Origin of the sequence: Nocardioides sp. (assembly GCF_964229035.1) — a bacterium.
In the GTDB taxonomy this organism is placed as follows: Bacteria; Actinomycetota; Actinomycetes; order Propionibacteriales; family Nocardioidaceae; genus Nocardioides.
Map to the genome: position 1 here is coordinate 57,704 of NZ_CAXRAZ010000011.1, position 23,379 is coordinate 81,082.

The 23,379-nt window shown below is 74.4% G+C and carries 17 protein-coding genes; 14 read left to right on the top strand and 3 right to left on the bottom strand.

The features are described 5' to 3' along the window. Positions 1–15: 15 nt before the first annotated feature. Positions 16–1,785: an ABC transporter permease subunit gene (locus tag ACERUN_RS04385; protein WP_370288533.1), complete on the top strand. Its 1,770-nt coding sequence runs from the start codon at positions 16–18 to the stop codon at positions 1,783–1,785. A gap of 32 nt (positions 1,786–1,817) precedes the next feature. Here the strand turns inward: ACERUN_RS04385 and ACERUN_RS04390 are convergent, their stop codons facing one another. Continuing rightward, the gene (locus ACERUN_RS04390; RefSeq protein ID WP_370288534.1) at positions 1,818–2,327 is read right to left on the bottom strand and encodes an inorganic diphosphatase; all 510 of its coding nucleotides are present in this window, start codon (positions 2,325–2,327) and stop codon (positions 1,818–1,820) included. Positions 2,328–2,512: 185 nt separating this feature from the next. Between ACERUN_RS04390 and dacB the strand changes: the two genes are divergently transcribed. The 8 genes from dacB to ACERUN_RS04430 all read left to right on the top strand — a co-directional run bounded on the left by dacB (position 2,513) and on the right by ACERUN_RS04430 (position 11,937). Beyond that, entirely contained in the window at positions 2,513–4,027 is a 1,515-nt protein-coding gene (dacB, locus tag ACERUN_RS04395) for a D-alanyl-D-alanine carboxypeptidase/D-alanyl-D-alanine-endopeptidase (RefSeq protein ID WP_370288535.1), read from the top strand. A 73-nt stretch (positions 4,028–4,100) separates the two neighbouring features. Further along, positions 4,101–5,186 (top strand): zinc-dependent metalloprotease, encoded by a 1,086-nt coding sequence (locus ACERUN_RS04400; protein ID WP_370288536.1) that lies wholly within the window; start codon positions 4,101–4,103, stop codon positions 5,184–5,186. 12 nt (positions 5,187–5,198) lie between these two features. Beyond that, positions 5,199–6,221 (top strand): tRNA lysidine(34) synthetase TilS, encoded by a 1,023-nt coding sequence (tilS, locus tag ACERUN_RS04405; protein WP_370288538.1) that lies wholly within the window; start codon positions 5,199–5,201, stop codon positions 6,219–6,221. Positions 6,222–6,226: 5 nt separating this feature from the next. Beyond that, complete coding sequence (hpt, locus tag ACERUN_RS04410; RefSeq protein ID WP_370288541.1) at positions 6,227–6,778, top strand: hypoxanthine phosphoribosyltransferase; 552 nt, start codon at positions 6,227–6,229, stop codon at positions 6,776–6,778. A gap of 201 nt (positions 6,779–6,979) precedes the next feature. After that, positions 6,980–9,052, top strand: a complete 2,073-nt coding sequence (gene ftsH / locus ACERUN_RS04415; RefSeq protein WP_370288542.1) for an ATP-dependent zinc metalloprotease FtsH — start codon at positions 6,980–6,982, stop codon at positions 9,050–9,052. 11 nt (positions 9,053–9,063) lie between these two features. Next, positions 9,064–9,681 (top strand): GTP cyclohydrolase I FolE, encoded by a 618-nt coding sequence (folE, locus tag ACERUN_RS04420; protein ID WP_370288545.1) that lies wholly within the window; start codon positions 9,064–9,066, stop codon positions 9,679–9,681. Between the two features lie 67 nt (positions 9,682–9,748). After that, positions 9,749–10,795, top strand: coding sequence for a sulfotransferase family protein (locus ACERUN_RS04425; protein ID WP_370288546.1), 1,047 nt, complete (start codon positions 9,749–9,751; stop codon positions 10,793–10,795). Positions 10,796–10,824: 29 nt separating this feature from the next. Next, positions 10,825–11,937 (top strand): acyltransferase, encoded by a 1,113-nt coding sequence (locus ACERUN_RS04430; RefSeq protein ID WP_370288547.1) that lies wholly within the window; start codon positions 10,825–10,827, stop codon positions 11,935–11,937. 12 nt (positions 11,938–11,949) lie between these two features. Here ACERUN_RS04430 and ACERUN_RS04435 read toward each other — a convergent pair whose 3' ends face one another. Together ACERUN_RS04435 and ACERUN_RS04440 are read right to left on the bottom strand one after the other, a co-directional pair. Further along, entirely contained in the window at positions 11,950–14,088 is a 2,139-nt protein-coding gene (locus ACERUN_RS04435; RefSeq protein ID WP_370288548.1) for an acyltransferase family protein, read from the bottom strand. A 72-nt stretch (positions 14,089–14,160) separates the two neighbouring features. Then, positions 14,161–15,780, bottom strand: coding sequence for a glycosyltransferase family 4 protein (locus ACERUN_RS04440; protein ID WP_370288549.1), 1,620 nt, complete (start codon positions 15,778–15,780; stop codon positions 14,161–14,163). 122 nt (positions 15,781–15,902) lie between these two features. Between ACERUN_RS04440 and ACERUN_RS04445 the strand changes: the two genes are divergently transcribed. From ACERUN_RS04445 to ACERUN_RS04465, 5 genes are all read left to right on the top strand, one after another. After that, positions 15,903–17,249 carry a hypothetical protein gene (locus ACERUN_RS04445; protein ID WP_370288550.1) on the top strand — a complete coding sequence of 449 codons (1,347 nt, stop codon included), beginning with the start codon at positions 15,903–15,905 and terminating at the stop codon, positions 17,247–17,249. Continuing rightward, positions 17,246–19,456, top strand: coding sequence for a glycosyltransferase (locus tag ACERUN_RS04450; protein WP_370288551.1), 2,211 nt, complete (start codon positions 17,246–17,248; stop codon positions 19,454–19,456). Before ACERUN_RS04445 ends, ACERUN_RS04450 begins: the two co-directional genes overlap by 4 nt. A gap of 120 nt (positions 19,457–19,576) precedes the next feature. Then, the gene (locus tag ACERUN_RS04455) at positions 19,577–20,671 is read left to right on the top strand and encodes a DegT/DnrJ/EryC1/StrS family aminotransferase (RefSeq protein WP_370288552.1); all 1,095 of its coding nucleotides are present in this window, start codon (positions 19,577–19,579) and stop codon (positions 20,669–20,671) included. Further along, a complete protein-coding gene (locus ACERUN_RS04460; protein ID WP_370288553.1) occupies positions 20,668–21,657 on the top strand; it encodes a Gfo/Idh/MocA family protein in 990 nt (329 codons plus the stop codon). Before ACERUN_RS04455 ends, ACERUN_RS04460 begins: the two co-directional genes overlap by 4 nt. Before the next feature lie 24 nt (positions 21,658–21,681). Next, positions 21,682–23,280 (top strand): glycosyltransferase, encoded by a 1,599-nt coding sequence (locus ACERUN_RS04465; protein ID WP_370288585.1) that lies wholly within the window; start codon positions 21,682–21,684, stop codon positions 23,278–23,280. Positions 23,281–23,379 lie beyond the last annotated feature (99 nt).

Sequence of the window (23,379 nt, forward strand, 5' to 3'; positions counted from 1 at the left end):
GGGCGCCGCGGCCGGGTGCCGGTCGCGGCCTCGCGCGCCGGCGCGGCCCTCGCGCTGCTGGTGGTGGTCGGCTGCCTCCCGTGGCTCGCCCGGCGCGATCCCGCCTACACCGTGCTGCGCTCGCGCTACGCCGAGCGGGAGGCCACCCCCGAGGCCCTCGCCGCGGTGCGCGCCGAGCTGGGTCTGGACGACGGCCCGCTCGGCGCCCTCCGCACCTGGCTCGGCGAGCTGGCGCACGGCGATCTCGGGACGTCGTGGGTCAGCGGCGCCGCCGTGGGGCCGTCGGTGTGGTCGGCGACGCTGACCTCGCTGTCGCTGATGGGCTTCGCGCTGGTGGTGGCCGCCGTCGTCGCGCTCGCCCTGGCCCTGCCGGCGCTGCGCGGCGCGGTGGCGGGCCGCGGGCGCCGCGGTGGTGGGGCCGCGGCGGCCGCCCTCACCGCGGTGCCGGAGTTCGTGGCCGGCCTCGTGCTCCTGCTCCTCGGTGCGGTGTGGCTGCGGTGGCTGCCGCCCTACGGCTGGGAGGGGCCGTCGTCGGCGGTGCTCCCGGCACTTGCCCTGGGGCTGCCGGCGGGCGGCCTGCTCGGAGGGCTCGTCGCCTCGGCGATCGTCGACGCGGCCGCCGAGCCCTGGGCCACCACGTGGCGGCTGGCCGGTGCTCGACGCCGGACGCTGGCGGTCGCACTGCTGCGCCGCAGCGCGCCGGCGCTGGTCGGCCAGGTGGCGCTCGTGGTCGTCGGACTCACCGGGGGAGCGGTCGCGGTCGAGCAGATCTTCGCGGTGCCGGGCCTGGGGCGCCTCATGCTCGGGGCGGCAGCGGCGCAGGACCTGCCGACGCTGCGGTCCTCGATGCTGGTGCTGCTCGTCGTCGCCGGTGCCATCGGCCTGCTCGCGCAGCTGCTCCGGCGGGGGCTCCTCGCCGGTGCCACGCGCGGTGCCGCGCTGAGCGCCGCGCCGCCGGAGGCCTCACGCGGGCGCGCACCCGCGGCGCGCGCCGCGCTGGTGCTCGGGCTGCTCGCCCTCGCCGCGGTGATCGTCGGCGGCCTCGGTCGCGACCCCTACGCCGCCGTGCACGGCCGCCTCGCGCCGCCCTCGGGCGCACTGCCCTTCGGGGCCGACGCGTCCGGCCGCGACCTGCTCGCGCGGGTGGCCCACGGCGCACTCAGCACGGTCGGCACGGGGCTGGCCGTCACCGCGCTCGCGCTGGTGGTCGGTGTCGCGGCCGGCTGCCTGCCCCGTGCGGTGGTCGGCCCCGTCGAGGCCGCCAACGCGGCACCGCCCGTCCTGGTCGGGCTCGTCGCGGTCGGTCTCGCCGGGCCCTCGACGTCGACGGCGGCGATGGCGGTGCTGCTCGTCGCGTGGGCTCCCCTCGCCGCCCACGCCGCAGCCCTCGTGGAGGAGCTGCGCGCCCAGCCGCACGTCGCGATGCTGCCTGCGCTCGGCGTGGGGCGGGGCGGCGCCCTCGTGCGCCACGTGCTGCCGGCCGTCGTCCCGGCGGTGGGGCGGCACGCGGCTCTGCGGCTGCCGGGCGTCGTCCTCGCCCTCGCGGCCCTGGGCTTCCTCGGCGTCGGTTCGCCACCGCCCTCGCCGGAGTGGGGGCGCGTGCTCGCCGAGGGTGCTCCCTACCTCGAGCGCGCGCCGTGGGCCGTGCTCGCGCCGGCGGGCGCCCTCATGCTCCTCGCGGTGCTCGCCACGGCCGCCGCCGCCCTCGCCCCGGGCCCGTGGACGACGAAGGCCCGGCCGCTGCTGCGACCGGGCCTGCGCGGGCGCGGACAGGTCCGCGCGTGAGGTGCGCGAGGTGCGCGAGGTGCGCGAGGGTGTCAGTGGCCCTCGGACTTCGCGCGGGCGAAGGAGGCCTCGATCTCGGCCTCGGCGGCGGCACGGTCGACCCAGTCGGCGCCCTCGACGGACTTGCCGGGCTCGAGGTCCTTGTAGACCTCGAAGAAGTGCTGGATCTCGAGGCGGTCGAACTTCGGCACGTCGGTGATGTCCTTGAGGTGCTCCATGCGCGGGTCGTCCGCGGGCACGCACAGGACCTTGTCGTCGCCGCCGGCCTCGTCGGTCATGCGGAACATGCCGATGGCGCGGCACTTGATGAGGCAGCCCGGGAAGGTCGGCTCCTGCAGCAGCACGAGGGCGTCGAGCGGGTCGCCGTCCTGGCCGAGGGTGTCCTCGATGTAGCCGTAGTCGGCGGGATACATCGTCGAGGTGAAGAGGAAGCGGTCCAGGCGCATGCGCCCGGTCTCGTGGTCGACCTCGTACTTGTTGCGGCTCCCCTTCGGGATCTCCACGAGGACGTCGAACTCCTGCACTGGCTTCCTCCAACTCATCAGCCTTCGTCGATCCCGGGGGGTTCTGGTCACTCGGGATCGGCGCTGGTGCGGCTCGTCGGAGCCTCCCCGCGCGGTGGTCGGCGTCATTCTCACGCACAATGGGGCCCGCTGTGCAGTCGGGGAGCGTGGCGAGACGGCGAGCGGGGTCCGGCCCGCGCCGGCGAGAGGGAGGTCGCAGGATCGTGGGCGGCACGCATCAGCGCGAACGCGAGGGCCGCGGACGACGCTCCCGGCTCGGCGGTCTGCGCGGCGCGGCGGTGCTGGTCGTCGTCCTCGCGCTGGTGGGGGCGGGCCTGGTGGCCTGGCGCACCGGCTGGGCCGAGGAGCGATGGGACGCCCTGCGGGGCCGGACCTCCTCCGACGGCGACCCCGCCGCGGTGGCGGCTCCACCGGCCGTGGCGCCGCGGGTGGTGGCGAGCCCCTCGCCCGTGGCGGCCGAGGCCGACGCCTCAGCGCCCCTCGACCCCGCCGCCCTGGGGCAGGCGCTCCGCCCGCTGGCGGCCCCCGTGCTCGGCCCCCGCGTGCTGGCGGCGGTCGGCTCCCTCGACGGCCCCGTGGACGGCTCCGACCTCGCCTTCACCCGCGGTCGTGGCACGGCCATCCCGGCGTCCACCACCAAGGTCGTCACCACGGCCGCGGCGCTCTCGCTGCTCGGCCCGCAGCACACCTTCGCCACCACCACCGTGCTGCAGCCGGCTCCGGGATCGTCGGCGGGCGCGGTGCCCCGGCTGGTGCTCGTGGGCGGCGGCGACCCCTACCTCACCCGCGCGCCCGTGCCCACGGGCGCCCCCACCGCGACCTTCGCCCCACCGCGCGCCGACCTGCGCACGCTGGCCCGCGAGACCGCTCGGACGCTGCAGGCGCAGGGCACCCGGTCCGTGGCGCTCGGCTACGACGACACCCTCTTCACCGGTCCGGCGATCAGCCCGCGCTGGGAGCCCGGGTACGTGCCGGACGTCGTAGCGCCCATCAGCGCGCTGTGGATCGACGAGGGTCGCGACGCCGTCGGCGATCGCACGCTGGCGCCGGCCGACGCCGCTGCCGGCGTCTTCCGCGCCGAGCTCGCGGCCGCCGGGGTGCGCGTCGTCAACACGCCGCGTCGACTCCCCGCGGCACCGGGCGCCACCCCGGTCGCGTCGGTGAGCAGCGCGAGCCTCGCGCAGATCGTCCAGCGCGTGCTGGAGGTCAGCGACAACGCGGCCGCGGAGGTCCTGCTGCGCCACGTCGGGCTGGCCGCCCGCGGCGAGGGCTCGTTCGTGGCCGGCCGGCAGGGCGTCGTCCGCGCTCTCGCGGGCGCGGGCATCCGGCTCGGCGCCTCGGTGCTCCACGACGGCAGCGGACTCTCGCGCGCCAACCGACTGGCACCCGCGGTGCTGGTGTCGGTGCTGCGCTGGGCGGCCTCGCCGAAGCACCCCGAGCTGCGCCCCGTCATCGCCGGCCTGCCCGTCGCCGGATTCACCGGATCGCTCTCGGACCGCATGGGCGAGGGCGCCCCTGACGGTCGGGGCCGGGTGCGTGCCAAGACCGGCACGCTCTCGGGTGTCAGCTCGCTGGCCGGCATCGCGGTGGACGCCGATGGCACAGTGCTCGCCTTCGCCCTGATGGCCGACCGGATCCCCGAGCAGCGCAAGTTCCTGGCGCAGACCACGCTCGACACCGCCGCCGCGCGCCTCGGCGTCTGCCCCTGCACCCGCTGAGGGGCCGACGCCACCTGGGCGCACCGTCCGTGCCACCTCGGCGGGCGAGGGGGCACGACCTAGGCTCTCCGGCATGAGCGCCCCCCTCCTGCCCGACCGTCCGGCGAACGAGCCCGGCGGGTCCGACGGGCTGCCGCGGGTGATCGACTGGAAGCTCGCCACCGCCGTGGGTTCTCGGTGGGCGGGCGAAGGTCCGCAGGTCACGCGGGCCGAGGCGGACGACGCCGTGGCCGAGCTGCGCGCCGGCGCCCACCGCTCCACCGGGCTCGTGCGCGACTTCACCGGCCTCGACGCCCCCGAGGGCACCGCGCCGATCCTGGTGGTCGACCGGGCCGGCTGGGTGCAGGCCAACGTCGAGGCGTTCGCGGTGGCGACCCGGCCGATGGTCGAGAAGATGGTGGCCGACAAGCCGCCGTCCGGGCTCGCCCTGGCCGTCGGCTCGCGGGTCACGGGGCTCGAGGTCGGCGGCCTGCTCGCCTTCCTCGCCTCCAAGGTGCTCGGCCAGTACGACCCCTTCCACGAGCCCTACGGCCGCCTGCTCCTCGTGGCGCCCAACATCGTGCACGTCGAGCGCGAGCTCGACGTCGACCCCCACGACTTCCGGCTGTGGGTGTGCCTGCACGAGGAGACGCACCGCGTGCAGTTCACCGCGGTGCCCTGGATGCGCGAGCACCTGTTCTCCGAGATCCGCGCGATCAGCGAGGCGATGAACCCCTCCAGCCTGCTCGAGGGCGGCACCGACCGGCTCGTCGAGGCCATCCGCAGCGTGCGCCAGGGCGGCAGCATCGTGGAGATGTTCAGCAGCCCGGAGCAGCGCGAGGTGCTCGACCGCGTCACCGGCATGATGTCGCTGCTCGAGGGCCACGCCGACGTCGTCATGGACGACGTGGGGCCCACCGTCATCCCGTCGGTCGCCAGGATCCGCAAGCGCTTCACCCAGCGCCGCCAGGGCGTCGGCACCCTCGACAAGATGCTGCGCCGCCTGCTGGGGCTGGAGGCCAAGATGGCCCAGTACCGCGACGGTGCGGCGTTCGTGCGCGGGGTCGTCGACACGGTGGGCATGGAGCAGTTCAACGCCGTGTGGGCCGGCCCGGAGAACCTCCCGCGCAAGAGCGAGCTGGCCGAGCCGGCCGCCTGGGTCCGGCGCGTGCTCGGCTGAGCGGGCCGACCGGTGGGCCTGCACCCGGCGATCGCGGCCGTGCGGCGCGGCGTGCGCGGCGTCCTCGCTCCCCTGGCGCCGGGGCAGGCGGTGCTCGTGGCCTGCTCGGGCGGACCCGACTCGCTCGCCCTGCTCGCGGCGACCGTGGTCGAGGCGCGCGAGCCCGGTCTGCGCGTGATCGGCGTGACCGTCGACCACGGCCTGCAGGAGGGCTCGGCCGACCAGGCCGCGCGCGTGGTGGCTCAGATGGCCGCCCTGGGTGCCGACGAGACCGCCTCGGCCCGCGTCGCGGTCGATCCCGCCGGCCTCGGCCCCGAGGCGGCGGCCCGCCGGGCGCGCTACGCCGTGCTGGAGCAGATGCGCGAGCACTTCGGCGCGGCCCTCGTGCTGCTCGGCCACACGCGCGACGACCAGGCCGAGACCGTGCTGCTCGGGCTGGCCCGCGGCTCCGGCGGGCGCAGCATCGCCGGCATGCGCCGCGGCTACGACCACTACGCCCGCCCGCTGCTCGACGTCGCCCGCGACGACACGATCGCGGCCTGCCTCGCCGACGGTCTGGACTTCTGGGACGACCCGCACAACCACGATCCCGGCTACGCCCGGGTGCGGGTCCGCACGCGGGTGCTCCCGGTGCTGGAGGCCGAGCTCGGCCCCGGGGTGGCCGCCGCCCTCGCCCGCACCGCCGACCAGGTGCGCGACGACGTGGAGGCGCTGGACGACCTCGCCGACGCGGCCCTGCGCGAGCTCACCGCCTCCGCCGCGGCGGCCGGCACCGTCGGCCTCGCCGTGGACGACCTCCGCGCCCTGCCCCGCGCGGTGGCCACGCGCGTGCTCCGGGCCGCGGCGGTGGCCGCCGGCGCGGTGGACGCCGAGCTGTTCGCCGTCCACGTCACGGCACTGCACCGCCTGACCACCGGCGAGGTGCGCGGCGAGGTGCAGCTGCCGGGCCACCTCAGCGCCCGCCTGGAGCGCGATGCGCCCGGGTCCGCGCGCCGCCTCCGCTTCGGGCCGAGCAGTCCGCCTGTGGCAGGCTGAGCGCCATGCATGCGAGCGATGTCGGGGACGACCTGGTCGAGGTGCTCTTCACCGAGAAGCAGATCCAGGAGCGCATCGCCGAGCTGGCCGCCGAGATCGACCGCGACTACGCCGGCAAGGACCTCGTGCTCGTCGGCGTCCTGCGCGGCGCCGTCATGGTGATGGCCGACCTCTCGCGCGCGCTGACCACCCACGTCGAGACCGACTGGATGGCGGTGTCGTCCTACGGCTCGGGCACGAAGTCCTCCGGTGTCGTGCGCATCCTCAAGGACCTCGACTCCGACATCACCGGGCGCCACGTGCTCATCGTCGACGAGATCATCGACACCGGGCTCACGCTCTCGTGGCTCACCTCCAACCTCGGCTCGCGCGGCCCGGCGAGCGTCGAGATCGCCACGCTGCTGCGCAAGCCCGACGCCCTGCAGATGCCGGTCACCGCCCGCTACGTCGGCTGGGACATCCCCGACGAGTTCGTCGTGGGCTACGGCCTGGACTACCGCGAGCGCTACCGCAACCTGCGCGACATCGGCACGCTCGCGCCGTCGGTCTACTCCTGATCCTCGCCCGGCCCCCGCGCGGGCCGTGCGCCCGCTGAGGTCCGGCTGAGCGCTTCCTGAGCGGGCCGGCCCCGGGGAGCGCTCCTCAGGCGTGCAGGTCGCCTCCCGCTGGCCGTCGTCACCACTCATCCGCAAGACTGGTCGGCACGGCGGCAGTCAGGGTCGTCGGCTACGCAGGTGCGACTGGGAAGAGAGAACGGCGTGAAGCGCGTCTTCAGGGGGCCTTGGCTCTGGATCGTGGTGGCGGTGGTCTCCGTCGTCCTCGCCCTGGAGTTCCTCGCGCCCGGCGGTGGCTACGACGAGGTCCCGACCTCGCAGATGTCGAAGTACATCGCCGAGGGCAAGGTCAAGGACATCACGTTCATCGACGGCGACCAGGCCATCCAGGCCACGCTGGACGACGGCGTGCGTGACCAGGGCGAGAAGGTCTCGACCCACTACATCCTCGGCCAGCAGGAGGGGCTCATCGCGGCCGTCGACCAGCAGGTCGACAAGGGCACGATCGAGGAGTCCAACTCCAAGAACCCGCAGCCCAGCCTGATCGGCTCGATCCTGGCCACCCTGCTGCCGTTCGCGCTCATCATCTTGCTGTTCATCTTCCTCATGAACAACGTGCAGGGCGGCGGTCGCGGCGTCATGCAGTTCGGCAAGTCCAAGGCCAAGATGATCAGCAAGGACATGCCGAAGACGACCTTCGCCGACGTCGCCGGCTGCGACGAGGCGATCGAGGAGCTCGGCGAGATCAAGGAGTTCCTGTCTGAGCCCGCCAAGTTCCAGGCGGTCGGCGCGAAGATCCCCAAGGGCGTGCTGCTCTACGGCCCCCCGGGCACCGGCAAGACGCTGCTGGCCCGCGCGGTGGCCGGGGAGGCCGGCGTCCCCTTCTACTCGATCTCGGGCTCCGACTTCGTCGAGATGTTCGTCGGTGTGGGCGCCTCGCGCGTGCGCGACCTGTTCGAGCAGGCCAAGGAGAACGCCCCCGCGATCGTCTTCATCGACGAGATCGACGCCGTCGGTCGCCACCGCGGCGCCGGCATGGGCGGCGGCCACGACGAGCGTGAGCAGACGCTCAACCAGCTGCTCGTCGAGATGGACGGCTTCGACGTGCGCGGCGGCGTCATCCTCATCGCCGCCACCAACCGCCCCGACGTGCTCGACCCCGCGCTGCTGCGCCCGGGTCGCTTCGACCGCCAGATCCAGGTCGACGCCCCCGACCTGTCCGGCCGCCGCCGCATCCTCGAGGTGCACTCGCGCGGCAAGCCGCTGCACACCGACGTCGACCTGCTCTCGGTCGCGCGCCGCACCCCCGGCTTCTCCGGCGCCGACCTCGCCAACGTGCTCAACGAGGCCGCGCTGCTCACCGCGCGCAGCAACGAGAAGGTCATCACCTCGGCCACCCTCGACGAGGCCATCGACCGCGTCATCGCCGGTCCGCAGCGTCGCACGCGCCTGATGACCGAGAAGGAGAAGCTGATCACCGCCTACCACGAGGGCGGCCACGCCCTCGTCGCGGCGGCGCTGCCGGGCACCGACCCGGTGCACAAGATCACGATCCTGCCGCGCGGTCGCGCGCTCGGCTACACGATGGTGCTGCCCGACGAGGACAAGTACTCCCAGACCCGCAGCGAGATGCTCGACAAGCTCGCCTACATGCTGGGCGGGCGGGCCGCGGAGGAGCTCATCTTCCACGACCCCACCACCGGTGCGGGCAACGACATCGAGAAGGCCACCTCGCTGGCGCGCGCGATGGTCACCCAGTACGGCATGACCGAGCGCCTCGGCGCGATCAAGCTCGGCGAGACCCAGGGGGAGCCCTTCCTCGGTCGCGACATGGGCCACTCGCGCAACTACTCCGAGGACGTCGCCGCGATCGTCGACGAGGAGACCAAGAACTTCCTCGCGGTCGCGCACCAGGAGGCCTTCGACATCCTCGTCGAGAACCGCGACGTGCTCGACTCGCTCGTGCTCGCACTGCTCGACAAGGAGACCCTCGACAAGGGCGAGGTGGCCGAGATCTTCACCGCGCTGCGACTGCGCCCGGCGCGGCCCGCCTGGACGGGCTCGCCCACGCGCGTGCCCTCCGACATCCCCCCGGTGGAGATCCCCGAGGAGATCCGCCGTCGCGCCGAGCAGAACGGTCACGGCCAGCACGGTGACCACGGCACCCACGACTCCGGGCAGGTGCTCACGCCGCCCGGTCCGGACGGCGACATCTTCGGCAAGCCCGCTGCGCCGCCCTCCGACCCATCGCCGCCGGCGCCGCCGGTCGGTCCCTGAGGAGATCACCGATGATCGAGACCGTCCCCTTCCCCGACCGTTCGCCCGCGCCGGTCGCCGAGTTCGACCACGCCCGGGCCGAGGCCGCCGTCCGCGAGCTGCTCTACGCGATCGGTGAGGACCCCGACCGCGAGGGCCTCCAGGACACCCCGGGGCGTGTCGCCCGGGCCTACGCCGAGCTGACCGCCGGGCTGCGCATGCAGGCCGAGGACGTGCTCACCACCACCTTCGACCTCGGTCACGACGAGATGGTGCTCGTGCGCGACATCGAGCTGTGGTCGATGTGCGAGCACCACCTGGTGCCGTTCACGGGCGTCGCCCACGTCGGCTACATCCCGGCCGACTCCGGCAAGATCACCGGGCTCTCCAAGCTCGCGCGCCTCGTCGACGTCTACTCCAAGCGCCCGCAGGTGCAGGAGCGGCTCACCACGCAGGTGGCCGACGCGCTCGTCGACATCCTCGACGCCCGCGGCGTCATCGTGGTCATCGAGGCCGAGCACCTGTGCATGACGATGCGCGGGGTGCGCAAGGCCGGTGCCCGCACCATCACCTCGGCCGTGCGGGGCCTCATGCACAACCCCGCCACCCGCGCCGAGGCGATGGCGCTGATCCACAGCCCTCGCGGCTGAGCCGGGCGCGCCGTGCGGCAGGGACCGCCTTGCAGCGTGCGAGGCGGTCCCGCCTAGGGTGGAGGCCATGGCTCGCACCCTGCTCCTGGTCACCGGCACCGGCCGCAGCGGCACCAGCACGATGTCGGGCACCCTGCACCATCTGGGCCTGCACGTCCCCGGCCCGTACCTCGGCGCCAACGAGTCCAACCCGAAGGGCTTCTACGAGTCGCGCTGGTCGGTGCGCTTCCACAACGACCTGTGCCGGCGGGCGGGCATCCACATCGTCGACGCCCGCCCCGACGCGCTCCAGCGGGTGCACGCGGCCATCACTCCTCACGACCGTGACGCGCTGTCCGCCTTCCTCGCTGAGCGCACGGCGGGCCGGGCGCAGACCGTGGTCAAGGACCCCCGCACCACCTGGACCCAGCAGCTGTGGGCCGAGGTGGCCGGAGCGCAGGGGCTCGCGGTGGCCTACGTCGGCATGCTGCGACACCCGGCGGAGGTGGCGGGCAGCCGCCTGGCCAACTATTCGCGGCCCGGCGAGCACGAGGACGACGCCGCCGCGGCGGCACGCAGGCGCGCCGACGCCATCACCAACGTGGCCCGCTGGATCAACACCTCGCTGGTGAGCGAGCACGAGACGAGGGGGCGGCGCCGGGCGTTCGTCGCCTACACCGACCTGCTCGCCGACTGGCGGCCGGTGATGGCCCGCCTCGCCGACGACCTCGGGCTCACCTACGACGTCGACCCCGCCTCGGGCGAGCCGAGCGCCGTCGACGACTTCATCGACGGCGGGCTGCGCCGCCACCGCGTCGGCTGGGACGACCTCGACGTGCCGACCGAGCTCGCCGAGCTCGCCGAGTCGGTCTGGCAGCAGCAGCTGCGACTGCGCGACGACGCCGATACCCCTGCGGCGAGCGCCGAGCTGGACGAGCTGTCGGCACGCTACGCCGCGCTCCACCAGACCGCCGCCGCGCTCGACGCCGACGGCCGCGCCGGAGCGGTGCGCGTGGCTGAGCAGCAGTGGGCCTCGCCCGAGCGTCCGCTCGCCGAGCGCCGGGTGGGCGACGTCGGCGGACGCGAGCTGCTCCGCGCGGTCGGCGGACGGGTCAAGCGACGCCTGCGGTCCTGAGCAAGACCGCACGCCCTAGGGTGGCGCCGGTGAGCACCTCGCACGCCGCGCCGACCCCGACCGCCGACGACGCCGCGCCCGCGTCGTCCTCGGGGCACCGCTGGGACTTCGACCTGCTGCGGATCCTCGCGATTCTCGGCGTGGTCGCCATCCACGTCTTCGGGCTCATTCTCGGCAGCCCCGAGCTGAAGGGCACCGCCACGTGGACCTTCGCGGTGGTGCTCGACATCGGCAGCACCTGGTGCGTGCCGATCTTCGTGATGCTGAGCGGTGCGCTCCTGCTCGACCCGCGCGCCCACCGCGCCGGCCCGGGAGCCTTCCTGCGCCGCCGTGCCGCGCGGCTGCTGCCCGCGGTGGTGGTGTGGCACCTCGTCTACCTCGTGGTCGTTCGCAAGGTGCTGTTGGAGTCCGAGCTCGATCCGTCGACCGTGGCGGTCAACTTCATCGACGGCAAGGTCTACACCGCGCTCTACTTCCTCTGGCTGATCCTCGGCCTCTACCTCGTGGCTCCCGTGCTGGCGGCCTTCCTGGCCGGCGACACCCGCCGCGCGCGCATCGTCGCAGTGCTGGCCTGCCTGTGGTGCGCGGCCGTGGTGACGCTGCCGGTGCTCGCGAGCTACCTCGGCTTCCCACGGGCGCGCGTCGACACGCTGGTGACGATGTTCGTGCCCTACGTGGGGCTCTTCGTGGCCGGCTACGCGTGGCGCCACCCGCAGCGCACCGGTGTGCGCTGGCTCGCCGCGGGCACGGTGGCTGCGGTGCTGGTGGCCTTCAACGTGTGGCTGTTCCTCGCGGGGCCGAGCGATGCGGTGGCGCTGCTGAAGGCGGTCGTCCCGATCAACTACGCCACCGTGCCCACGGTGGTGGCCTCGATCGCGCTCTTCGTCTGCGTCATCGACCTGTGCGCCCGCGTCGAGCCGCCCGCCGGGGTGCGGCGGGTGCTGCAGAGGCTGGGCGACGCGACCTTCGGCGTCTTCCTGGTGCACCTGGTGTTCGTGGCGATCGTGCGCCGCTGGGCGCCCGACCTCTACGCCGACCCCGCGCCGGTGGCCAAGACGCAGCTGTACCTGCTCGTGGTGGCAGCGTCCTTCGCCACCAGCGTGGTAGCCGCGCGGATCCCCCTGCTGCGCCGCGTCTTCTGAGCGGCGTCGAGGTCAGCCCGCGGTGTGCTCCTTCACGAGCGGCACCAGCCGCGCGGCCAGCTCCGGCGCCAGCACCTTCACCCACGTGGCCGTGATGTGCGAGCCCTGGCGGTAGGTGAGCACGTTGCGCACGACCGCGCGGCACTCCCCGTCGGGGCACACGAAGGGGTTCATGTCGATGAAGGCGGCGTCGTCGACGGCGTCGGCCGCTTCCTGCATCGCCTGGTTGCTGCTCATCTCCTTGAACGGCCACGAGCAGGCGCGGGCGAGGCCGGCCGGTCCGTCGTCCTCGTGCTCGGCGACGCACTCGTAGGCGTTCGCCCCGATCTCGACCGAGGGGCTCGGGGTGTCGGAGATCGCGATCACCCGCGTGCCGCGGGCCGCGAGCCGGCCCCAGTAGCCCTCGTAACCCGCGACGAGACCCTCGACGGTCTCCTTGCCGGCCGCGTCGGCGGCGGCCTTGCGCAGGCCCGTGGTGATGAGGATGTCGGGCCGGTCGGCGCCCTCGGCGGTGACGAGCCGGTCGAAGACCTGCTTGCCCCAGTCGCGGCACTGCGTGAACGGCTTGCCCGCGACGAAGGTCATCGTGTCGGTGAAGGTGCAGCCGCCCTTGGTGTAGATGCGCACCCGCCAGCCGTTGGCCTCGGCGATGGCGTCGATGGCCGGCATCCACTGCGCGACCTTGGAGTCGCCCACCACGGTGACCTGCACGTCGCCGTCGGGGTCGCCGGAGTCGCAGGAGCGCACGGCGTCCTCGTAGACGTCGACGTGGCAACCCTTGCCGTAGAGGGCCGGGAGGTCCTTGACGGCATCGACGGGGTCGGGGGTGATCCGGTCGAAGAGGTCGGGGCCGGTGGAGGTGTCGACCGCGGCCGGCGCACCCTGCAGCTGGCTCGGGGTCAGCTGCACCCCGCCGCCGGGAGTGGCGGTGGTGGCGCCGCGCGAGCCGAGAGCGGCCGACTGCAGCAGGAGACCGGCCAGCGCGGCCACCAGCGTGCAGTTGAGGCCGATCGACAGGGCGAGTCGCGGTGAGGCGCTGATGGCGCGCGAGTGGCGCACCGGGCTCTCGACGAAGCGGTAGGACAGCCACGCCGGCACGATCGAGGCGGTGACGACGACGAGGCCCTGCAGGGTGCTCAGCTCGCCGAACTGCCAGGTGGCGATGCGCAGCGCCGGCCAGTGCCACAGGTAGAGCGAGTAGGAGAGACCGCCGATCCACACGAAGGCCGGGTTGCCGAGCAGCCGCCCGGCGCCGGTGTGGCCGGCGGAGAAGCCGCCCGCGATCACCAGCGCCGTGCCCAGCACCGGCACGAGGGCCCCGGGAGCAGGCCAGGTGGTCTCGGCGGTCTGCACGAACAGTCCGGTGGCCACCACGGCGAGGCCGGCCACCACCAGGGCCTGGCCCGCGCGCAGCGGCAGTCGCTGCCAGCGGGTGGCGCCGAGCGCCACGAGCGCGCCGATGCCGAGCTCCCACAGGCGGGTGGGGGTGACGAAGAAGGCCTGCGACGGCTGGGTGGCGGTGAGGTGGAAGGCGTAGGCCAGCGAGGGCAGCACGATCACCAGCGCGAGGCCGCCCGCCAGGAAAGCCCGGCCCGGCGGGGTGGCCCCGCGCGCCCGCGACCACAGCCACGCCAGGGCGATGAGCACCAGCGGCCAGATCACGTAGAACTGCTCCTCGACCGCGAGCGACCAGAAGTGGAGCACGGGGGAGGGGGCGACGTCCTCGGCGAGGTAGTCGACCGAGCGGGCGGAGAACACCCAGTTCACGACGTAGAGCGCGGCGCCGACGATGTCGTCGGAGATCGCCTGCCACTGCACGCGCGAGACGCTCAGCCAGGCCGCGATCGTCGTCATCACGAGGACGACGGCCGCCGCTGGCAGCAGCCGACGGGCGCGTCGCGCGTAGAAGCCGGCGAGACTGATGCGACCGGTGCTCTCGACCTCGCGGGCGAGTTGGGTGGTGATGACGAAGCCCGAGACGACGAAGAAGATGTCGACGCCGGCGAAACCGCCGCTCGGAGCGGGGGCGCCCGCGTGGTGCAGCAGCACGACGCCGACGGCGAGGGCCCGCAGGCCCTCGATGTCGGGCCGGAACCGGGAGCCGCCGGGTCGCTCGGTCGCGTTCCGGGCGGCGTTCCGGTGGGCGTTCACGCCCTGGATGGTCGCACAGGCGGCCCAGCCGCTCGGAAATCGTGCGGGCGCACCCGTGCCGCCGGGAGCGGCTCAGGCGTGGGCGGCGCGCACCTTCGCGAGCGCCTCGCGGTAGACGGCGTCGAGGATCTCGGCCTGGCTCTCCCAGGTCCACTCGTGCAGCGGCACCGCGCCGTCGTAGGCCGCGCGGTAGCGGGCGGGATCGGCCACCACGGCGCGGACGGCGCGTGCGAGGTCGTCGACGTCGCCGGCGGTGAAGACCTCGCCCTGGCCGGTGGCGCGCACCTGCCCCGACATCGCCCGCACGTCGCTCACCACGATCGGCAGGCGCGCGTGGCTGTACTCGAAGAACTTCGTGATGAGCGCGATCTCGTGGTTCGGGAAGTGCTCGATCGGGATGAGCCCGAGGTCGGCCGACGACAGGTAGGCCACCACGTGCTCGGGGGCGACGTAGGGCAGCAGGTGCAGGCGGTCGTCGAGCCCGAGCTCGCGGGCGCGCTCGACGACCTCGACCACCGGCGGCGAGTCGGGCAGGGCCACCACGAAGGCGCAGTGGACGTCGGGCAACTGGGCCATCGCCTCGACCACCGTGCCGAGGCCGCGCTGACGCGAGGGCGAGCCGCTGTAGACCATCAGCGGCGTGTCGGCCGCGAGGCCGCACAGCTCGCGGATGCCGGGGCCCGGCAGGGGGGTGGTCTGGCTGCCCGCGGGATCGGGCGGGCAGTTGAGGACGACGGCCGGCTGCTCGCTCAGGTGGTGGCGCTCGGCGAGCATCTCGCCGAGCTCGGCCGACACCGTCACGACCGCGTCGGCGTCGCCGGCGAACTCGTTCTCGTGGGCCATCTGGGCCACGTGCCAGCGCGGGTGGGGCGACCACGGCTTGATGCCGGGCAGGTACTCGTGGGCGTCCCACACCAGCGCGATGTGACGACCGGCCATGAGGGCGCGCATCTTGGCGCGGGCCCCGGAGCCGAGCATGCGGAAGTCGTTGGCGTGGATGACGTCGGGTTCGAAGGCGTCGATCGCCGGGCCGTAGTGGGCGTCGAAGTCGTAGAGGTGGCTGTCGAGGCGTCGCCAGGCGCGCGCGCCGCCGAAGCGCACGTGGAAGGAGGTGGCCACGCGGTCGACGAGGTCGACCTGCGAGCGGCGCTTGCGCCGCACCTCCTGCGTGGCGTCGCGGCGGGTGGCGTGGAGGCGCTCGGCCAGCTTGACCAGCACGCGCAGCGGCAGCAGGTGCCAGGGCTGCAGGCGGTGCAGGCGTCGTCCGCGCCCGGCGGCGCGCACCCGCGCGCGGCCCACGGCGAGGGTGAGGTCGGCCGCGCGGCGCTGGCTGGAGAGTCGGCTCTGCTGCTCGCGGATGGGGGAGGGGAAGGCCAGCGGGTGGCGCCAGCGCGGGCTGCGCGCCTCGTGCGGACGACGTCGCGTCTCGACCTTGATCAGGTGCACCTCGGCGCCGCCGATGTGCCACTGCTCCTCGGCGCCGAGCGGGGCGAGGCCCAGCACGCGCACCTCCCAGCCGTGCTCGGCCATCGAGCGCGCCTGCTTCTGCACGCGCGAGTCGCGGCGCACGTCGTTGTCGACGAGGATCGCGACGCGCGGTCGGCGTCCGGTGCCGCCCGTGCCGCCCGGGCCGTCTGATCCGCCCGAGCCACTCGTGACGTGTTCGGCCTCCTGCGGCGCCACCATGCTCATCGCTCCCCACTGCCGTCGCGGCGCTGTGCCTCGGGCTCCCCGCGCTCCCGGGACCGGGCGCGCGAGGCCGTACGATACCGAGTCGCCACGCCCCACCCCCGTCGCCGGCGAAAGGTCTCCCTGTGGTCCACGACAGGACTCGGCGCCTGCTCTTCCTCGCCTTCGGCTTCCCGCCGGCCCTGAAGAGCTCCTCCTACCGGCTGCGCGAGATCGCGAACACCTTCGCGCGCTCGGGGTGGGAGGTCACGGTGCTCAACGCCGAGCAGGCGATGTGGGAGAACGAGTTCGGCCTCGACCCCTCCCTCCTGGACGACGTGGAGCCCTCCATCCGCGTCATCGAACTGCCGCTCACCCGCGGCGACCTCGAGACCGACCTGCGCTCCTTCGACGAGGAGCGCGCCCTCCACCCGGCGCGGTGGCTCGCGCAGTGGCGCGAGGCCAACGAGGCCGCCTTCCCCGAGCCGACCTTCGGCGGCTGGCGCGACCCGCTCGAGCGCACGGTGCTCGCGCTGCACGACGAGCAGCCCTTCGACCTCGTCGTGGTCAGCTGCGTGCCCTACGTGTCGCTGGCCGCCGCACTGCGCCTGCACGAGGAGCGCGGCGTGCCCTTCGCCGTCGACTTCCGCGATGGCTGGTCGGTCGACGTCATCGCCGGCGGCGAGGCCTTCGCCGCCGACAGCGAGCCCGGGCGCTGGGAGCGCCGTGTGCTCGAGGCCGCCACCTCGCTGTGGCTGGTCAACGAGCCCATCGCCGAGCACTACCGGGCCCGCTACCCCGAGCTCGCGGAGAAGGTGCGCGTCGTCCGCAACGGGTTCGACCGGGGCAGCGTGGCCGAGCGGCTGCCGGAGCCGGCCACCGCGCCGCTGCGCTTCGGCTACCTCGGCACGATCAACTTCAAGCCGCCCTTCGTCAAGGCCGTGCTCGCCGCGTGGCGTGAGGCGCGGGCCACCCATCCGCTGCTCGCGGATGCCACCTGGCACTGGCACGGCAACCTCGGCGCGGGTGCCTCGCGCGGGTCGTCGGAGGTCGCGCAGCTGCTCACGGCCGCCCGCGGCGACGGCGTCAGCTACGGCGGGCCGGTGCCCAAGCGCGAGGTCGCAGCGCTCTACGAGAGCTGGGACGCGTTGACCTTCATGGTCATCGGCGGAGCCTTCATGACCTCCGGCAAGGTCTACGAGTGCATGGCCTCGGCCCTGCCGATCGTCTCGGCGCACGAGCCCGTGCACGACGCCTCCACCCTGCTCGCCGACTACCCGCTGTGGACCGGCGTCGAGGGGCTCGACCACGACTTCCTCGTCGGCGCCTTCGGCCGGGCGGCCGAGCTGGCGGTGTCGACGAGCGCCGAGCAGCGGGCGGCGGCGCGCGAGCACGCCGAGCGCTTCGAGCGCAGCCGGATCATGCGCGAGGCCGTCGCCTGGCTCGAGCAGCGCCTCGCCGTGGGCGCCGGCCCCGAAGGAGTCACGCGATGAGCACCTCCGCCCCCCGCGTGCTGGTCGTGGCCTCCACGACCTTCGAGCGCGCCTTCCTCGTCGACACGATGACCCGCTTCGCCGCCACCGGCGCCGAGATCGCCTTCGTCAGCGTGCCCTCGGTGGTGCTCGGCGACCTCGGGGCGAACGTCACCGTGCGCTGCCTCGACCAGGAGGCCGAGGGCTACCCGCCCGCCTTCTGGCGGCGCAGCCTCCTGGCTCCGCCCACGCGGCGCGTGTGGCTGCACGTCGAGCGCGACCCGTGGACGACGCAGCGCGCGGCCGCGGCCGACGTCCTCGTGGCCCTCGACAACCGCTCGATCTTCGCGGTCTGGCGCCTGGCGCAGAAGAACCGCACCGCAGCTGCGGTGGTGGGCCAGCACGCCGGACTGCGTGCGATCGCCCGGGCGCAGGACGGCGCCGAGCCCGTGCCCGTCCCCGCCACGCCGGCCTCGAACGCCGAGCTGCCGGCGGCCGTCGTCCGCGCGTTCGCGGAGTCGGCCGCCGCTTCCGCCGCCGCAGCCGCTCCCGCCGCGCCGGAGGCCGCCCCACCGAGCCCGCTGCGCCGGGCCCGCTCCCTGGCCGGTCGGGTGCGCCGCCGGGCCCGCGCCGAGGCGGGCCGCGTGCGCCGACGCCTGCGCGAGCAGCCGCAGCCGGCAGCCGCCGACGCCACGGCCGAGCAGCGACTCGGCGAGCTCACCCGCGAGTCCCTCGACCTCGCCGCCCACCGCCGCTTCGACGAGGCCGAAGCGGTGGTGGCGGCGGGCGTGGCCACGCTGCCCGACCCCCGTCGGCGTGCCGACCTCGCCGGCTCCCTGGCCTTCGCCGAGCTGGCCTCGGGTCACGTGCCGGGCCGGCTGCTCGAGGCGGTCGCGCTCGAGCTCGCCCACGCCGACGACCTCCTCGCCCGCGGCGAGCCGCGGGCGGCGATCGCCTCCTTCCTCACCGCCATGCGGCTGATGTTCGCGCCCGGCGTGCACTTCGACTCCGGGCGATCGCCGCTGGCCGCCGACCCCGCGTCGTTCGCCGAGGTGCTCGCGCGCAGCGAGGTGCGCCGACGCATCACCGCCCCCCGTGGACGACGCACCCCCGCGGCCCCCGTCCCGCCGGCTTCCGAGCGGCCGCCCCGGGTGGGCGTGATCTCCAGCGGCAACGTCAACTTCCTCGGCGCGATCCGCACGCGGCTCGAGGGAGCCGGGGCGGAGGTGCGCACGATGACGCGCACCGACCTGCTGCTGGCTCGCGGCTTCCCGGCGGTGCTGCTCGCCAAGCTCACCGACGACCCCTGGGTCGTCGACGCCCTCGAGGAGAAGCTGCGCGACCTGCTCGACTGGGCCGACGTCGTCCTCGTGGAGTGGTGCACCGAGACGGCGGTGCTGCTGAGCACGATCGACCCCGGCACCACCCGCATCGTCGTGCGCCTGCACTCCTACGAGGCGTGGACGGTCAACCCCCAGCTGGTCGACTTCTCCCGCGTCGACGAGGTGGTGTTCGTCAGCGAGCACCTGCGCGAGCTCGCGGTGGGGGTGCTGCCCGCGCTCGCCGTCGGCGGGTCGGCGACGCCGCGCGTGAGCGTCGTCCCCAACGTCGTCGACCTCGCGCCGATGCGTCGTCCGAAGCTGCCCGAGGCGCGCTTCACCCTCGCCCTGGTGGGCATCTCCTCGATCGCCAAGGACGTGCGGTGGGCGCTCGAGCTGGTGCGCCGCCTGCACGCGCACGACGAGCGCTACCGCCTGCTGCTGGTCGGCGCCGACCTGGAGCCGGGCACCTCGTCCCTCGGGCGCGCCTACGTGGCCGACTACCACCGCGAGGTGGCGCAGCTGCGCGAGCAGGGGGTCGTGGAGGTGCTCGGGCAGCGCCGCGACGTCGGCGAGGTGCTGCGCCGCGTCGGCGTCATCGTCAGCTCCTCCACCCGCGAGAGCCAGCACCTGGCGGTGGTGGAGGGGGCCGCGAGCGGCGCCGTGCCCGTGGTGCGCGACTGGCCCTACTTCGCCGGCGGTGCCCACGGCGCGCGCACGTTCTACCCCGAGGAGTGGGTGGCGGCCGAGGTGGAGGCGGCCCTCGAGCGGGTGCTGGCGGTCACCGCCGACGAGGCCACCTGGCTCGCTGCGTCGCGGGCGGCCGCCGAGGCGGCGTCCGCCTGGGACGCCGCGACCGTCGGGCCGGTCTTCGAGTCAGCGCTGCTCGGGCGCTCCCCCGAGCAGTGAGGACGTCGCGCGTCGGCACCGGCGCGCGACACACCGAGCCCGCCCGGGGCGCCCGTTAGGCGCCGCCGCGTGGATCGGTGGATGATGAGGCCGCAGACACCGACCCCTGGGAGGACATCCATGACCGACACCGTGCTGCAGAGCATCCCGGCCGCGAGGCCGGTGATCGACGAGTCCGACATCCAGGCCGCCGTCGACGTGATGCGCTCCGGGATGGTCGTGCAGGGCCCCCAGGTCAAGGCGTTCGAGGAGGAGTTCTCCGAGGTCGTCGACGGCCGCCACTGCGTGGCGGTCAACAGCGGCACCTCCGCGCTGCACCTCACGCTCATGGCGCTGGGCTTCGGTCCGGGCGACGAGATCATCTGCCCGTCCTTCACCTTCGCCGCCACCGCGAACTCGATCCGCCTCGTCGGTGCCACGCCGGTGTTCGCCGACATCCAGCCCGACACCTTCAACATCGACCCCGCCGCGGTCGAGGCCCTCGTCGGCCCGCGCACCGTGGCGATCATGCCGGTGCACCTCTACGGCCTCCCCGCCGACATGCGCGCGATCATCGACATCGCCCACCGCCACGGCCTCGCCATCGTCGAGGACGCCGCGCAGGCGCACCTCGCCGCCATCGACGGCCTCCCCGTCGGCTCGCTCGGCACGGCCGGCTGCTTCAGCTTCTACCCCACCAAGAACATGCACTCCCTCGAGGGCGGCATGGTCACCACGCGCGACGCCGAGCTCGCCCGCCAGCTGCGCCTGCTGCGCAACCAGGGCATGGAGCAGCGCTACGCCAACGAGGTCGTGGGCACCAACACCCGCATGACCGACGTCGCCGCCGCCGTGGGCCGCAACCAGCTGCGCCGCCTGCAGGGCTGGACCGAGCAGCGCCGGGCCAACGCCGACGTCCTCAGCGCCGGCATCACCGCGGCCCAGACCCCGGTCGTGCCCGAGGGCTACCTGCACTCCTACCACCAGTACACCGTGCGCTCGCCCGAGCGTGACGCCCTGCAGGCCCGCCTCGCCGAGCAGCAGATCGGCAGCGCCACCTACTACCCGACCCCGGTGCACCGGCTGCGCCCGTTCCTCACCGAGGCCGGCACGCCCGACCCGCGCTGGGAGCTGCCCGAGACCGAGCGCGCCGCCCTCGAGGCGCTGTCGCTGCCGGTGTTCCCCACGCTCACCGCCGAGGAGCTCGAGCGGATCATCGCGGCGGTGAACGCGTGAGCGGCACCCTGCGCGCCGGCCTCGTCGGCCTCGGCGCGATGGGCCGCAACCACGCGCGCGTGCTCTCGGTGCTCGACGGCGTCGAGCTGGTCGGCGCGGCCGACGCGGTCGTCACCGATACCCGGGTCTCGCACGGCGCGCCGATCGTCGCCGACGTCGAGCAGCTCATCGCGCTGAAGCCCGACTACGTGGTCGTGGCCGCGCCCACCGCCACCCACGAGGAGATCGGCCTGCAGCTGGCCGAGGCGGGCATCCACGCCCTCATCGAGAAGCCGCTGGCGCCCACCGTCGAGGGCGCCCAGCGCCTGGTCGACGCGTTCGCCTCGCGCGGCCTCGTCGGCGGCGTCGGCCACATCGAGCGCTACAACCCCTCGCTGCAGAGCCTGCGCACCCGCCTCGCCGACGGCGAGCTCGGCGAGATCTACCAGGTCGTCACCCGCCGCCAGGGCCCGTTCCCCGGCCGCATCGCCGACGTCGGCGTCGTCAAGGACCTCGCCACCCACGACATCGACCTCACCGCCTGGGTCACCGGCCAGCGCTACGTCAGCGTGTCGGCCCGCTCCTCGCGGCGCAGCGGTCGCGAGCACGAGGACATGGTCGCCGTGGTCGGCGAGCTCGACGGCGGCGCGATCGTCAACCACCTCGTCAACTGGCTCAGCCCGCTCAAGGAGCGCTCCACGGTCGTCACCGGCGAGCGCGGCGCGTTCATCGCCGACACCCTCACCGCCGACCTCACCTTCTACTCCAACGGCGCCGTGCGCACCGAGTGGGAGGCCGTCAGCGCGTTCCGCGGCGTCTCCGAGGGCGACGTCACCCGCTTCGCCATCGCCAAGCGCGAGCCCCTGCTCGTCGAGCACGAGAACTTCCGCGACGCCGTGCGCGGCGAGGACGCCGACATCGTCACCCTCGAGCAGGGTCTGCGCACGGTGAGCGTGGCCGCGGCGGCGCTGCTCTCGGCCACCGACGGGAGCGTCGTCCGGCTCTGAGGCCGGCGCAGCGTGAACAAGGTGATGCCCACACCCGACGTCAGCGTCGTCGTCCCGGTCTACAACACCCTCGACTACCTCGGCGCCTGCCTCGACTCCCTCGTGCAGCAGAGCATCGCCCGCGAGCCGGGGCGCCTCGAGGTCGTGGCCGTGGACGACGGCTCCACCGACGGCAGCGGCGAGCTGCTCGACCGCTACGCGGCCGAGCACCCGGGCGTCGTCCACGTGGTGCACCAGGCCAACTCGGGCGGGCCGGCGCGCCCGTGCAACGTGGGCCTGGACCACGCCCGCGGCCGCTACGTGATCTTCGTCGGCTCCGACGACCACCTCGCCCTCGACGCCCTGGAGCGGCTCGTCGCGGCCGCCGACGCCTGGGAGTCCGACGTGGTGGTGCCGCCCGCGGAGGGCGTCAACGGTCGCCACGTCGACCAGCGCCTCTTCGAGCGCGAGCACCCGGCGATCGAGTTCCCCGGCGACCTCATGCCCTACTCGCTGTCGAACACCAAGCTGTTCCGGCGCAGCCTCATCGAGGAACGCGGCCTGCGCTACCCGCTCGACCTGCGCGTCGGCAGCGACCAGCCGTTCGCGGTGGCCGCGATGCTCGCGGCCCGCCGGGTCAGCGTGCTCGCCCGGCCCACCGCCTACTTCGCGGTCAAGCGTCACGACGCCGGCAACATCAGCTACGCCGCCGACTGGCGCACCCGCCTGGGCGACCTCACGGCCGTGGTGGAGCACCTCGCCGACATCGTCCCCGCGGGTGACGTGCGCGACGCCCTGCTCGTGCGGCACTTCACGTGGGAGTTCGACAAGCTGCTCACCCGCGACCTCCTGCAGCGCACCGACGACGACGCCGAGGCCCTGCTCGACGCCCTCGCGGAGGTGGCCCGGCGCTTCCTCACCCCCGGCCTGCTCGAGCGTCTCGACGGCGCGGTGCGCCTGCACTGGCGCCTCATCAGCACCGGGCGGCGCGACCTCGTGCGCTCCGCCGTCGGCCCCGTGGCCCCCGGGTCGCGGCTGCTCGTGGAGCGCAGCGGGCTGTGGCTGCTCCTCGACGGGTTCGACGAGCCCACCGACGTCTCCCGCCTCAGCGGGCCGGAGCTCGCCCCCTGGTTCGAGGACGTCGAGCGGGGCGCCCGCCTGAGCCTCGACGGCTCACGGCTGCTCCTCGAGGCCCGCACCGGCGCGATCGACCCCGCCTCCGACGCCCGCATCGAGCTCGCCCTCAGCCCGCTCAACGAGCACGGCGTCCCGCGCCCCTGGCTCAACGTCGCCCTCGACCGCGGCACCCGCGTGCTCGCCGCCGCGCCGGTGCGCATCGGGGCCGACGGCGAGGTGCGCGCCGAGCTCGACCTGGCCCCCCTCGCCGTCGACACCGACCCCGGCTCCACCAGCTTCGGGATCCGGTTGCGGGTCACCACCGACGAGCGCATCCTCGACCGGCCGCTGCGCGCCGCCGTACCGGTCGCGGGGAGCCCGGGCGCCGGCCCCGCGGAGTTCACCACCCGCGGCGCGCGGGCCCAGGTCGCCGTGACATCCTCGCTCGAGCACCGCCTCGCGCTCACCCTGAGCATCGAGCCCACGCTGCGCCGTCGGGTCGGCGCGCTCGGGCGGCGGCTCACCTAGCCTGTCCCTCGCGCGGTGTCCTCGCGCGTCACCAGCACTCATCCCAGCACTCACCCCAGCACTCACCCCAGCAATCAGCAGCACACCGGCCGCCGGCCG

Excerpts from the sequence above, each read along its gene's own strand:
- ACERUN_RS04390 (WP_370288534.1), bottom strand. The coding sequence starts at position 2,327 with ATGAGTTGGAGGAAGCCAGTGCAGGAGTTCGACGTCCTCGTGGAGATC.
- ACERUN_RS04400 (WP_370288536.1), top strand. The coding sequence starts at position 4,101 with ATGAGCGCCCCCCTCCTGCCCGACCGTCCGGCGAACGAGCCCGGCGGG.
- hpt (WP_370288541.1), top strand. The coding sequence starts at position 6,227 with ATGCATGCGAGCGATGTCGGGGACGACCTGGTCGAGGTGCTCTTCACC.
- folE (WP_370288545.1), top strand. The coding sequence starts at position 9,064 with ATGATCGAGACCGTCCCCTTCCCCGACCGTTCGCCCGCGCCGGTCGCC.
- ACERUN_RS04425 (WP_370288546.1), top strand. The coding sequence starts at position 9,749 with ATGGCTCGCACCCTGCTCCTGGTCACCGGCACCGGCCGCAGCGGCACC.
- ACERUN_RS04440 (WP_370288549.1), bottom strand. The coding sequence starts at position 15,780 with ATGAGCATGGTGGCGCCGCAGGAGGCCGAACACGTCACGAGTGGCTCG.
- ACERUN_RS04450 (WP_370288551.1), top strand. The coding sequence starts at position 17,246 with ATGAGCACCTCCGCCCCCCGCGTGCTGGTCGTGGCCTCCACGACCTTC.
- ACERUN_RS04455 (WP_370288552.1), top strand. The coding sequence starts at position 19,577 with ATGACCGACACCGTGCTGCAGAGCATCCCGGCCGCGAGGCCGGTGATC.
- ACERUN_RS04465 (WP_370288585.1), top strand. The coding sequence starts at position 21,682 with ATGCCCACACCCGACGTCAGCGTCGTCGTCCCGGTCTACAACACCCTC.